This is a genomic window from Nonomuraea sp. SBT364 (assembly GCF_001083785.1).
Taxonomy (GTDB): domain Bacteria; phylum Actinomycetota; class Actinomycetes; order Streptosporangiales; family Streptosporangiaceae; genus Nonomuraea.
In genome coordinates this window covers 1-12,161 of the sequence record NZ_LAVL01000227.1, presented here as the reverse complement: position 1 = coordinate 12,161, position 12,161 = coordinate 1, and the positions used below count along the sequence as shown (strand labels likewise).

The 12,161-nt window shown below is 72.8% G+C and carries 11 protein-coding genes; 6 read left to right on the top strand and 5 right to left on the bottom strand.

Annotation, left to right across the window (positions count from 1 at the left end; genetic code table 11):
- On the bottom strand, positions 1-841 hold an 841-nt coding region (locus ADY59_RS43860), incomplete at its 3' end, for an allantoate amidohydrolase (RefSeq protein WP_049576206.1).
- A 34-nt stretch (positions 842-875) separates the two neighbouring features.
- A complete protein-coding gene (locus ADY59_RS43855; protein WP_049576198.1) occupies positions 876-1,562 on the bottom strand; it encodes an SDR family oxidoreductase in 687 nt (228 codons plus the stop codon).
- Positions 1,563-1,617: 55 nt separating this feature from the next.
- Here ADY59_RS43855 and ADY59_RS43850 point away from each other — a divergent pair, with 55 nt between their 5' ends.
- Genes ADY59_RS43850 through ADY59_RS43840 form a run of 3 tightly spaced genes read left to right on the top strand, consistent with a single transcriptional unit; the run spans position 1,618 to position 3,856 of the window.
- A complete protein-coding gene (locus ADY59_RS43850) occupies positions 1,618-2,148 on the top strand; it encodes a PadR family transcriptional regulator (RefSeq protein ID WP_197094138.1) in 531 nt (176 codons plus the stop codon).
- Between the two features lie 8 nt (positions 2,149-2,156).
- The gene (locus tag ADY59_RS43845; RefSeq protein ID WP_197094137.1) at positions 2,157-3,110 is read left to right on the top strand and encodes an ATP-binding cassette domain-containing protein; all 954 of its coding nucleotides are present in this window, start codon (positions 2,157-2,159) and stop codon (positions 3,108-3,110) included.
- On the top strand, positions 3,107-3,856 hold the full coding sequence (locus ADY59_RS43840; RefSeq protein ID WP_049576193.1) for an ABC transporter permease: 750 nt from the start codon (positions 3,107-3,109) through the stop codon (positions 3,854-3,856). The genes ADY59_RS43845 and ADY59_RS43840 overlap by 4 nt, the downstream gene beginning before the upstream one ends.
- Here the strand turns inward: ADY59_RS43840 and ADY59_RS43835 are convergent.
- The 3 genes from ADY59_RS43835 to ADY59_RS43825 are packed head-to-tail and all read right to left on the bottom strand — an operon-like array spanning position 3,836 to position 8,163.
- Positions 3,836-4,669, bottom strand: a complete 834-nt coding sequence (locus tag ADY59_RS43835; protein WP_049576192.1) for a MurR/RpiR family transcriptional regulator — start codon at positions 4,667-4,669, stop codon at positions 3,836-3,838. The genes ADY59_RS43840 and ADY59_RS43835 overlap by 21 nt on opposite strands.
- A 50-nt stretch (positions 4,670-4,719) precedes the next feature.
- Positions 4,720-6,402: a urocanate hydratase gene (gene hutU / locus ADY59_RS43830; RefSeq protein WP_197094136.1), complete on the bottom strand. Its 1,683-nt coding sequence runs from the start codon at positions 6,400-6,402 to the stop codon at positions 4,720-4,722.
- Between the two features lie 54 nt (positions 6,403-6,456).
- Positions 6,457-8,163, bottom strand: a complete 1,707-nt coding sequence (locus ADY59_RS43825) for an ABC transporter ATP-binding protein (RefSeq protein ID WP_049576187.1) — start codon at positions 8,161-8,163, stop codon at positions 6,457-6,459.
- A 228-nt stretch (positions 8,164-8,391) separates the two neighbouring features.
- Here ADY59_RS43825 and ADY59_RS43815 point away from each other — a divergent pair, with 228 nt between their 5' ends.
- The 3 genes from ADY59_RS43815 to ADY59_RS43805 form a co-directional block, all read left to right on the top strand.
- A complete protein-coding gene (locus tag ADY59_RS43815; protein WP_049576182.1) occupies positions 8,392-9,768 on the top strand; it encodes a DUF4331 domain-containing protein in 1,377 nt (458 codons plus the stop codon).
- A gap of 91 nt (positions 9,769-9,859) precedes the next feature.
- Positions 9,860-11,056, top strand: coding sequence for a tetratricopeptide repeat protein (locus ADY59_RS43810; RefSeq protein WP_049576179.1), 1,197 nt, complete (start codon positions 9,860-9,862; stop codon positions 11,054-11,056).
- Positions 11,053-12,161, top strand: a 1,109-nt coding sequence (locus ADY59_RS43805; RefSeq protein WP_053175736.1) for a hypothetical protein, incomplete at its 3' end; no start/stop codon positions are given. The genes ADY59_RS43810 and ADY59_RS43805, both read left to right, overlap by 4 nt.

Sequence of the window (12,161 nt, the reverse complement as noted above, 5' to 3'; positions counted from 1 at the left end):
CGGCGGGGCCCCGGGCGTCGAGCCAGGCGGACGCGAGCCCCGGGACGGCGTTGGCGTTGTTGGGCGAGACCAGCACCTTGCCCACGGTCGCCACCACGTCACGGCGGGCGGCGTGGTCGCGGGCGGCCAGCACCAGGCGGGCCAGCGCGAGCATCGGGTCGTGCCGGTCGCCCAGCCGGGTGGTGCCCGCGTGGTTGGCCTGCCCCCGGAAGTCGAACCGCCACCGCCCGTGCGGCCAGATCCCGCCGGCGACCCCGACGGGCCGGCCGTGCTCCACCAGCCCCTTGCCCTGCTCGACGTGCAGCTCCACGAACACGCCCACGGCGCGGAGCGTTTCCGGGTCGGCGCCCAGTGCGCGGGGGTCACGGCCGGCCCGGGTGAGGACGTCGGCCAGCGTGTCGCCGTGGTCGTCGGTCAGCCCGAGCGCCCGCTCCGGCGCCAGCACCCCGGTGAGCAGCCGCGACCCCACGCACGGCACCCCGAACCTGGCCCCCTCCTCGTCGGTGAAGCACACGACCCCGAGCGCCCGCCGTGGCCGGAACCCGCGCCGCCGCAGCAGGTCGATGGCCGCGAACGCCGACACCACGCCCAGCGGCCCGTCGTAGGCGCCGCCCTGGCGCACGGAGTCGAGGTGGCTCCCGGTGACGACGCCGGGCTCGCGGGACGGGTCGCCCCACCACGCCCACAGGTTGCCGTTGCGGTCTTCCCGAAGGTCGAGCCCCCGGCGCGCGGCCTCGCCCGCGAACCATCCGCGCAGTTCGAGGTCGGCGTGCGACCAGGCGTCCCGTACGTAGCCACCGGTGGCGGGATCGCGGCCCACCCGCGCGAGATCTCCAAGCATGGACCCACTGTAGTGAATGGATCCATTCAGCAGATCAGGTGACCGGCCCCTCGATCGGCCGCAGGGTGAGCTCGGTGAGGTGCGCGTCGGGACCGGCGGTGCAGGCGGCCAGGATCGCGCGGGCCACGCTCTCCGCCGTGAGGTACTTCTCCGGCTCGAACGCCCCGCCTTCCTGCTCCCGTACGCCGCGCTGCATGTCGGTGTCGATCCGGCCCGGGTAGACGGTGGTCACGCGCAGCTCCGGCTCCTCCTGGCGTAGCGCGTCGGCGAACGCGCGCAGCGCGAACTTGCTGGCCGCGTAGGCTCCCCAGCCCGGGTTGGCCCGCAGGCCCGCGCCCGAGTTGACGCAGAGCACGTGGCCGCGGGCCCGCCGCAGGGCGGGCAGCAGCAGCCGGGTGAGCTCGGCGGCCGCGAACAGGTTGAGCTCCATCGTCTCGCGCCACACCGGGGCGGGCAGGTCGCCGATCCGCCCGAGCCGGGTGAGGCCCGCGCTGTGCACGAGCACGTCGAGCCGGTCGATCCCGGCGACGTCGCGCTCGGCCACGGAGGTCAGCTCGACCGGCCAGGCCCGCGCGCCGGGCAGCTCGGCGGCCAGCGCCGCCAGCGCGCTCTCGTCGCGCCCGCCGAGGATGACGTGGTGAGTCGGGGCGAAGGCCCTGGCCACGGCCGCGCCAACCCCGCGAGAGGCCCCGGTGATCAGGGCCGTTGGTCGTTCGCTCATGACGGGAAGCCTCTCACGCTTGACACGGAACTCAAATTTGAATACAAATTTGAGCGTGTCCACGACCCGCATCCTCATCCTCGGCACCCTCCTCGACGGCCCGCTCAACGGCTACCAGGTGCGCAGGCACCTGGAGACCTGGGGCACCGACACCTGGGCCAACGTGAAGTTCGGCTCGATCTACCACGGCCTGGGCAAGATGGCCGACGAGGGCCTGCTGGAGGTGGTCGAGGGCGGCAAGGGCGGGTCCACGGTCTATCAGCTGACGGAAGACGGCCGGTTCGAGTTCCACCGGCTGCTCATGCTGACCTGGCACGAGCTCCAGCCGATCGTCGACCCGTTCCAGGTCGCCGTCACCTATCTCGACCGGCTCGGCAAGCCTCAGATCCTGGCCGCGATGCAGAACAGGATCGAGCAGCTCAAGCTCGGCATCGCGACCGCCGAGCGGGCGCTCGGCGCCAAGCAGCGCTACGGCGCCCCCCGGCACATCGACGAAAACCTCAAGCTCAACATCGGCACGCTGCGCGTCCAGCTCGAATGGTGCGAGCAGGCGATGCGGAAGGTGGAAGACGACGAGCTTCCCTAGGGAGAAGCATGATCATTCAAGCACAGGGGTTAAAGAAGACCTTCACCACCAAGAGCCGCAAAGGCCCCCAGACGGTCGAGGCCGTCAGGGGCGTGGACCTGGAGGTGAAGGCAGGCGAGATCTACGGCGTGCTCGGCCCCAACGGCGCCGGCAAGACCACCACGATCCGGATGCTCGCCACGCTGATCAGGCCCGACGCGGGCACCGCCACGATCACCGGCCACGACCTGCTGAAGCAGCCGGCCCAGATCCGGCGCAATCTCGGGTACGTGAGCCAGACCGGCGGGATCGAGGAGCAGAACACCGCGCGGGCGCAGATCGTGTTCGCGGCCAAGCTCTACGGCGTGGCCGGGCCGGAGCGGGCCACCGACGCGGTGCTGGAGCGCTTCGACCTGGCGGAGATCGCCGACCGGCCGGGCCGCACCCTCTCCGGAGGCCAGAAGCGGCGGGTGTCGATCGCGCTCGGCCTGGTGCACGCACCGCCGCTGCTGTTCCTGGACGAGCCGACCACCGGCCTCGACCCGCAGAACCGCGCCAACCTGTGGGACCGCATCAGGGAACTGCGCGAAGGCGGCACCAGCGTCCTGCTCAGCACCCACTACCTGGAGGAGGCCGACGCGCTCTGCGACCGGCTGGCGATCGTCGACCACGGCGTGATCGTCGCCGAGGGCACCCCGGCCGAGCTGAAGCGCGAGGTGTCCGGCGACGTGGTGACGCTCAGGCTGGCCGAGGCGGATCGGGCGGTCGCCACGCTGGCGCCGCTGGCCAAGGACACCCGCGTCGACGACGACGTCCTGCGCGTCTACGTCGACGACGGCGAGCACATGCTGCCGGTGCTGCTGCGCACGCTGCAGGAGCAGCGGCTGGACATCGCCTCCATCTCGCTCGACCGGGCCACGCTCGACGACGTGTTCCTGGCCAAGACGGGCCGCTCACTCCGTGACACCGGAGCCGCCGCATGATCAGGGACACCACGCTCTTCCTCGGCCACGAGATGCGCGGCACGCTGCGCAACCCGATCTGGCCGGTGTTCGGCATCATGCAGCCGGTGATGTACCTGCTGCTGTTCGGGCCGCTGTACGCGGGCATGGGGTTCGGCGGCGACCTCGGGCAGGCGCTGACCTCGTTCGCGCCGGGGATGCTGGTCATCACCGCGCTGTTCGGCTCGATGGGCGTCGCCTACGGCACCATCTACGAGATGCGCAACGGCGTGCTGGAGCGGATCGCGGTCACCCCGGCCTGGCGGCCGGCGATCGTGCTCGGCCGCATGCTGCGGGACGTGGCCGTGCTGATGGTCCAGTCGCTCATGGTCATCCTCATCGCGGTGCTCATGGGGCTGCGCATCGGCCCGGCGGGACTGCTGCTCATGCTGCTGCTCCTGGGCGTCACGGGGCTGTTCTCCTCCGGCGTCGCCTACGGGCTGGCGTTCGGGCTCAAGGACGAGAACGCGATGGGGCAGATCATGCAGTTCTTCGCGCTGCCGCTGATGCTGCTGTCGGGCGCGCTGCTGCCGATGGCGCTGGGGCCCGACTGGCTGGAGCGGGTCGCCTGGTTCACGCCCTTCTACCATCCGGTCGAGGCAGGCCGGGCGCTGTTCGCCGGCGACCTGGCGGATCTGTCGATCCCGCTGGCGTTCGCCGTCATGCTGAGCCTGGCCGCGCTCACCGTCACCTGGTCGGTGCGCTCGCTAAGGCGGATCGCCGGTTAGGAACGTGCCGGTCTCGTCCGTCATCCGCTCGTACTCCTCCAGCCGCGCCTGGGTGCGCAGCGGCGCGGCGTCGGCCATGGCCTCCACCAGGGCCATCGCCAGGGCGAGCGGCGCCGCGTGCGAGTCGAACACCAGCCGGTCCCCCACCGGCGCGTCGAGCACCACCTCTGCGGGGAAGTCGGCCCTGTCGCAGATCGCCGCCACCCGGTAACCCAGCTTCTCCGCGTACTCCAGGGCCTGCATGACCTCGGCCGGGTAGCGCGGCAGGACCACGGCCACCAGCCACTCGGCCCCGGCCCGGCGCGCCGCGTGCAGCCCGTCGGCCAGCTCGGACCCGCCGTGGGTGAGCAGCCGCACGTCCGGGTGGATGCGCCGGGTGTAATAGGCGAACGTGGTGGCCAGCCCCGCCGAGACCCGCAGCCCCAGCACGGGCAGCGGCTCGGCGGCGGCCAGCGACTCGCCGAGCTCCTTCAGCGGGAGGCTGCCGAGCCGCTCGCGGACCAGCGACAGGTTCCTGATCTCCCGGTCGATGGCCCCTTTGAGCAGGCTCTCCTGCGGCCGGTCGGCGGGCGCGCCGAGCACCAGGGGCCGCAGCGCCTGACGCAGCTCCGGGTAGCCGGCGAACCCCAGCACCATCGCGAACCTGGTCACCGAGGGCTGGCTCACGCCGGACCGCTCGGCCAGTTCCACGCTGGACAGGAAGATCGCCTCTTCCAGGTGCTCCGACAGGTAATGGGCGATCCTGCGCTGCACCGGCGACAGCCTCCGGCCGTCGAGCAGCCCGTCCAGCCCGCCGTGATATGCGCCCGTCACGCCTCCTCCAACACCACGGCCACGGCAATCTCATCCCGTAACAGGAAATTTCACTTTCCCGTCCCGGGATCCGCACCTCCGGGCCGGGGTGTGCGCATGGGGATCCGGACGCCCCGCTCGGCCGCCACCGCGGCCGCCTCCTCGTAGCCGGCGTCGACGTGCCGCATCACGCCGGTGCCCGGGTCGTTGGTGAGCACCCGGTTGAGCTTCTCCCGCGCCAGCGCGGTGCCGTCGGCGACGGTGACCTGCCCGGCGTGGATGGAGCGGCCGATGCCGACGCCGCCGCCGTGGTGGATGGACACCCAGGCGGCGCCCGAGGCGGTGTTGAGCATCGCGTTGAGCAGCGGCCAGTCGGCTATCGCGTCGGACCCGTCGGCCATGGCCTCGGTCTCCCGGTAGGGGGAGGCGACCGAGCCGCTGTCGAGGTGGTCGCGCCCGATCACGACAGGGGCGCTGAGCTCGCCGGAGGCCACCATGTCGTTGAACCGCTCGCCCGCCCGGTCGCGCTCGCCGTAGCCGAGCCAGCAGATGCGCGCGGGCAGCCCCTGGAAGTGGACCTTCTCCCCCGCCTTCCTGATCCACCGGGCCAGCGGCTCGTTCTCCGGGAACAGCTCCAGGATGGCGCGGTCGGTGGCGGCGATGTCGGCCGGGTCGCCGCTCAGCGCCGCCCATCGGAACGGGCCCCTGCCCTCGCAGAACAGCGGCCTGATGTAGGCGGGCACGAACCCGGGGAAGTCGAAGGCCCGGTCGTAGCCGGCCAGCTTGGCCTCGCCCCTGATCGAGTTGCCGTAGTCGAACACCTCGGCCCCGGCGTCCTGGAAGCCGACCATGGCCTCGACGTGCCGGGCCATCGACTCGCGGGCCCGGCCGGTGAAGCCCGCCGGGTCCTTGTCGCGTTCGGCGGCCATGTCCTCGAACGCCACGCCCACCGGCAGGTACATCAGCGGGTCGTGGGCCGAGGTCTGGTCGGTCACGATGTCGATCCCGGCGCCCCGGGCGAGCAGATCGGGCAGCGCCTCGGCGGCGTTGGCCACCACGCCGATCGACAGCGGGCGGCGGGCGTCGCGGGCCTCGTACGCCAGCTCCAGCGCCTCGTCGAGGGAGCCGGCCCGGACGTCGAGGTAGCGGTGCTCGATGCGGCGCTCGACCGAGCGCGGGTCGCAGTCGAGGCAGATGGCCACGCCGCCGTTCATGGTGACGGCCAGCGGCTGGGCGCCGCCCATGCCGCCGAGGCCGGCCGTCAGCGTGATCGTGCCGGCCAGCGTGCCGCCGAACCGCTTGGCCGCGACGGCCGCGAACGTCTCATAGGTGCCCTGCAGGATGCCCTGCGTGCCGATGTAGATCCAGGAGCCGGCCGTCATCTGGCCGTACATCGTCAGCCCGGCCGCCTCCAGCCGCCGGAACTCCTCCCAGTTGGCCCAGTCGGGCACCAGGTTGGAGTTGGCGATGAGCACCCGCGGCGCCCATTCGTGGGTGCGGAAGACGCCGACCGGCCGGCCCGACTGCACCAGGAGCGTCTCGTCGCCCTCCAGCGTGGTGAGGGTCCTGACCAGCGCGTCGAAGGAGGGCCAGTCGCGCGCCGCCCGCCCCGAGCCGCCGTAGACGACCAGTTCCTCCGGATGCTCGGCGACCTCGGGGTCCAGGTTGTTCTGGAGCATGCGGAGCGCGGCCTCCTGCGGCCAGCCCTTGGCGGTGAGCGTGGCGCCTCGCGGCGCGCGGACGGTGCGGCCCATGGTGACCCTCCTGAATGAACACATTCACCTTTGTCACCCGAAGAGTACAACGGCTCAGCTGACGAGGAACTGGGTGGCCGCGAGCTCCCGGTAGAGGTCGTCCTGCCCGACCAGCTCGTCGTGAGTGCCGACCGCGCGCACGCCGCCGCCCTCCATGACCACGATCCGGTCGGCGTTCGTCACCGTGGACAGGCGGTGGGCGATGACGAGCACGGTCGTCTCGGCCGCCACCTCGGCGATGACCTCGCGCAGCCGCAGCTCGTTGACCGCGTCGAGCTGCGAGGTGGCCTCGTCGAGCAGCAGCAGCCGGGGCTTGCGCAGCAGCGCGCGGGCGATCGCGACCCGCTGCCGCTCACCGCCCGACAGCAGCACGCCCCGGTGCCCGACGGCGGTGTCGAGCCCTTCCGGCAGTCGCGCCACCAGGTCGTCGAGGCGGGTGCGGGTGACCGCGCGGCGCAATTCCTCCTCGGTGGCGTTCTGGGCGGCGAACAGCAGGTTCTCCCTGAGGGTGCCCGCCAGCACGGGGGCGTCCTGCTCGACGTAGCCGAGCGCGGCCCGCAGTTCGGCCAGGGGCCAGTCGCGGATCTCCCTGCCGTCCAGCGTGATCGTCCCGGCCTGGTGCTCGTAGAAGCGTTCGAGCAGGGCGAACACGGTGGACTTGCCCGCGCCGGAGGGGCCGACGAGCGCCGTGAGGCCGCCGGGCGGCACCTCGAAGGTGACGCCGTCGTGCACGACCGGCCGGTCCTCGCCGTACCGGAAGACCACGTCGTCGAAGCGGACGCCGAGCGGGCGCGCGTCGGCGGCCGGGACGGTGCTCACCGGTTCGCCGGGCAGCTCCTCGATCTCGCGGATGCGCTTCATCGCGGCCAGGCCCTGCTGGAGCTGGACCGCGCCGTCGACGAGCTGCCCGATCGGCGCCACCAGGTAGAACAGGTAGAGCAGGAACGCGATCAGCGAGGAGACCTCCAGCGTGCCGGAGGCGACCCGGGCGCCGCCGACGGCGAGCACGGCCAGGAAGGCGATCTGCACGGCCATCCAGGTGGCGACCCCGGCCAGCGAGGTCCAGCCGGCCACCTGCAGGCCACGGTCGCGGGCGCGCTCGGCGGCCTCGGCGACGACACCGATCTCGCGTTCCTCGGCGCCGCTGGCCTTGACCGTGCGGTAGGCCTGCAGCGCCCGGTCGAGCACCGCGCCCATCTCGCCCACGGCCTCCTGGGCGTCCTTCTGGGCCCGCTGGATCTTCGGCATGACGAGCCCGGTCAGCCCGCCGATGACCACCACCACGAGCAGCGTGACCAGCAGCAGCACGCCGTCCATCGTGGCCATCATGACGATCGCGCCGACCAGCATGAACACCGAGCCGACGGAGTCGACCACGCCGTTGGTCAGCACCGAGCGCAGCAGCGTCGTGTCGCCGGTCACCCGCGACAGCAGGTCGCCGGGCTTGAGCCGGTCCACGTCGGCGACCCGCAGCCGGAGCATCCGGTCGACCAGCCTGCGCCGGGCGCCCAGCACGATGCCCTCGCCGGTGCGCTCCATCAGATAGCTGCCACCGGCCGACACCACGGCCCCGACCAGCACCGCGATGGTCAGCCCGGTCAACGGCCCGGCCATGGAGGCGTCCTCGCCGAACGCGTCCACCACGTACTTGGCCAGCAGCGGCATCGCGAGGCCCGCCGCCGAGCCGATCAGGCCCAGCACCCCGCCCACGACCAGAATGAACCTGTGCGGCCGCAGGTAGGCGAGCAACTCCTTGATCACGCGATCTCCTCTCGCGACATATCCCGAAAAGCCCCAACGAACGACGGAACCGAATCCGCACCGGTCAACCTAAATTGACGACCTAAGTATGTCAACTTCCATTGACGCCTCCTCCCTGAGGAGGAGAACGCATCCAGCGGCGCCCCCGGGACGAATAGGGCGTCGAGGAACCCGGCCGGAACCTCGAAGACGATCAGCCCGACGATCAGCCCTTCGAAAGGACCGAACATGGAGCTCCGGACCAACCGGCGCGCTCTCATCGGACTCGGCGTCGCGGCGGCTCTGACCGCCTCCTCGTTCGCCCTGCTCCGCACGGACTCCGGCACCGCTTCCTCGCACCGCGAGGCTCCCGCCATCGCCGGCGACCCGCGTAACGACAACACCGACGTGTACGCGTTCGTCAGCCCCGACAAGGCGGACACCGTGACCCTCCTGGCCAACTGGATCCCGTTCCAGGAACCCCAGGGCGGCCCGAACTTCTACACCTTCGACACCAAGTCCCGCTACAACATCAAGATCGACAACAACGGCGACGCCAAGCCGGACATCACCTACCAGTGGACGTTCCGCGACCAGGACCGGCGCGGCAACGACACCTTCCTCTACAACAACGGCCCGGTGACCTCGCTCGACGACCCCAACCTGCTCTACCGGCAGCGCTACACGCTCAAGCGGATCACCCCGGACGGCACCCGCACCCTGGTCGCCAACGGCGTCGTCGCGCCCAGCAACGCGGGCCCCGCCTCGATGCCCGACTACGGCACGCTCCGCGCCCAGTCGATCACCAACGTGCCCGGCGGCGGCAAGACGTTCGCCGGCCAGTCGGACGAGGCGTTCTTCCTCGACCTGCGGGTGTTCGACCTGCTGTACGGCGGGAACCTGTCGGAGGTCGGCCAGGACACCACCAAGGGCTACAACGTCAACACCCTGGGCCTCCAGGTACCCGCCGAGGACCTCGCGCTCAAGGGCGACGCCAGGCGCAACCCGGTGATCGGCGTCTGGTCCACCACGGACAAGTTCAGCCCCGGCGGCCACGTCCAGGTCTCCCGCCTGGGCAACCCGCTGGTGAACGAACTGGTCTCGCCCGCCGGGCTGAAGGACGCCTTCAACGCGCTGCCCCCGGCCAAGGACGCCGACGTGCCCGCCCTGGTCAAGCGCGTCACCGACCCCGAGGTGGCCAGGCTCCTGGAGTCCGTCTACGGCATCAAGGCCCCCGACACGCCGCGCGACGACCTGGTGCAGATCTTCCTGACCGGCATCGCCAAGGGCAACGGGCCCATCGCCGCCGACCTCAACTCGCAGTCGCTCAACAAGGACGCCGGGAAGGTCCGGCCGGCCGAGATGCTGCGGCTCAACATGTCGATCCCGCCCGCCAAGGATCCCCACCGGCTCGGCGTGCTCGGCGGCGACCTCCAGGGATTCCCGAACGGGCGGCGGCTCTCCGACGACGTGGTGGACATCGAGCTGCAGGCCGTGGCCGGTGCCGCCCGGTCCGGCAAGCTCATCCCCGCCCTGACGGACAAGGTGGACAGGAACGACAAGCCGTTCGGCGCGACGTTCCCGTACATCCCGCTCCCCGGCAACGTCGCCGTCAACCAGCGCTGACCCCGGCCGGCGGCCTTCTCCCGGCCGCCGGCCCCTCCCGGCGGGCCCCCATGGACCCGCCGGTCCCTCACCACCAGCACCGGAGTCCTCGATGCGCGCACTCCTCCTGGCCGCCGGCGTGATCCTGGCCGGCGCGCTGATGTTCACCGTCCTCGCCCCCGCCGCCCCGGCCCCCGTCGCGGGGCGGCCCGCCGCCGCCTCGGAAACGTTGCAGGAGCGGCTCCGGCGCCTGCCCGGCGACCACCGGGGCTGGGCCCGGCTCGCCATCCAGTACGTCGACCAGGCCCGGATCACCGGCGACCCGTCCTACTACGCCAAGGCCGAAGGCGCGCTCGCCACCGCCGCCCGCCTCGACCCCGGCGACGACACCGTCCTGACCGGCCGGGCCGCGCTCGCCGCCGCGCGGCACGAGTTCGCCGACGCGGCACGGCTGGCCGAACGGGCCATCGACGCCAACCCGTACAGCGCGGCCGCGCACGGCGTCCTCGCCGACGCCCGCACCCAGCTCGGCGACCTGGCCGCCGCCGACCGGGCCGTGGCCAGGATGACGAGCCTGCGCCCCGGCGTCGCCTCCTTCGCCCGCGCCTCGTACGCCGCCGAACTGCGCGGCGACGTCACCCGGGCGCGCACGTACCTGGAGTACGCCCACGACGACGCCCACCGGCCCGCCGACGTCGCCTACACCCGCTACTACCTGGGCGAGCTGGCCCTGCACGGCCACGACCTGCGCACCGCGGACCGGTGGTACGCCGCCGCCCTGGACGCCTCGCCCGCCCACACCCCCGCGCTCGCCGGCCGGGCCCGCGTCGCCGCGCTCTCCGGCCGACTGACCGAGGCCCTGGCCCTGTACGACACGGTGGTCGGGCGGCTCCCCCTGCCCCAGTACCTGATCGAGCAGGGCGAGACCCGCCTCAAGGCCGGGCTGCCCGCCGACTGGACGCTCCTGACGGCCCAGCGGACGCTCATGGAACGCGCCGGGGTGCGCGACGACCTCACGTGGGCCGAGTTCGAGGCCGACCACGGCGACCCCGCGGCGGCCGTCCGTCACGCCCGCGCCGAGTACGCGCGCAACCCCAACCCGGTCGCCGCCGACGCCCTCGCCTGGGCCCTGTTCAGGTCCGGCGACGCGCGCGCCGCCCTGCCGTACGCCGAGCGCGCCACCGCCTCGGGCCTGCGCAGCCCGCTCCTCCGCTACCACCGCGCCCGCATCGAACGCGCCCTGGGCCGCGACACCCCCCTGGACCCGCGCTTCGACCCCGCGCTCCCCGCCCTGGCGAGGTTCTCATGAGGCACACCGTCCACAGCCTCCGGGCACTCGCCGGCGCGGCGCTGGCGGCGTGCGTGATCGCGATGATCGCCCCCGCCGCCCACGCGGCCGGTGCCGGCCGGGCGGTGGTTCATCCGCTGGGGAACTTCACGGTCAACCACTACAACGGGCTGCGGGTGCTGCCCGAGCGGGTGACGAACCGGGCCGTGGTGGACCTGGCCGAGCTGCCGACGTTGCAGGCCGCGCCCGAGGTGGACGGTTCGTACGCGGGCCGCAGGTGCGCGGCGCTGGCCGCCGCCCAGCGGCTGACGGTGGACGGCGTGGCGGCACGGTGGCGGGTGGCGGGTGCGGCGCACGCCCACGCGCCGGGGCAGGGCGGGCTGCGGACCAGCCGGCTGACGTGCGACCTGGTCGCCGACGTGCGGGTGACCGGGACGGTGGAGTTCACCGACGCGTTCGAGCAGGACCGGATCGGATGGCGGGAGATCACCGCCGTGGGCGACGGGGTGTCGCTGGCGGCCTCGCCGGTGCCCGCGGAGAGCGTGAGCGACGAGCTGCGCGCCTACCCCGACGACCTCCTGACGTCGCCGCTCGACCAGCGCGCCGCCGTCCTCACCGTCGCGGGCTCCCCGGTCTCCGCCGCCGCCCGGCCGGAGGCGGGGATCTCCGTCGAGCTGCCGTTCGGGGGGCCGGTGGGGGATGCCCTGGAGGCGCTCGACCGGATGTTCACGGAGCTGGTGGGGGGCGACTCCCTCACCGTGCCGCTGGGGCTGCTCGCGCTCGGGCTGGCGGTGGTGCTCGGGGCGGGGCACGCGCTGATCCCCGGGCACGGCAAGACCATCATGGCCGCCTACCTGGCCGGTCGCCGGGGGCGTCCGCGTGACGCGCTCGTGGTGGGCGCCACGGTGACGGCGACGCACACGGCCGGGGTGCTGGTGGTGGGGGTCGCGCTGAGCGCGTTCACCGCGCTGGCCGGGGAGTCGGTGCTCGGCTGGCTCGGAGTGGCCGGCGGCGTCCTGATCTGCGCCATCGGCCTCCGCCTCCTCCACACCGCCCGCCGCCCCCGTACCCCCGAGCAGAACCACGGCCACGGCCACGGCCACGGGCACGGGCACGGGGGGACGGG

Coding starts and splice junctions, on each gene's coding strand:
- ADY59_RS43855 (WP_049576198.1), bottom strand. CDS start 1,562: ATGAGCGAACGACCAACGGCCCTGATCACCGGGGCCTCTCGCGGGGTT.
- ADY59_RS43845 (WP_197094137.1), top strand. CDS start 2,157: ATGATCATTCAAGCACAGGGGTTAAAGAAGACCTTCACCACCAAGAGC.
- ADY59_RS43840 (WP_049576193.1), top strand. CDS start 3,107: ATGATCAGGGACACCACGCTCTTCCTCGGCCACGAGATGCGCGGCACG.
- hutU (WP_197094136.1), bottom strand. CDS start 6,402: ATGGGCCGCACCGTCCGCGCGCCGCGAGGCGCCACGCTCACCGCCAAG.
- ADY59_RS43815 (WP_049576182.1), top strand. CDS start 8,392: ATGGAGCTCCGGACCAACCGGCGCGCTCTCATCGGACTCGGCGTCGCG.
- ADY59_RS43810 (WP_049576179.1), top strand. CDS start 9,860: ATGCGCGCACTCCTCCTGGCCGCCGGCGTGATCCTGGCCGGCGCGCTG.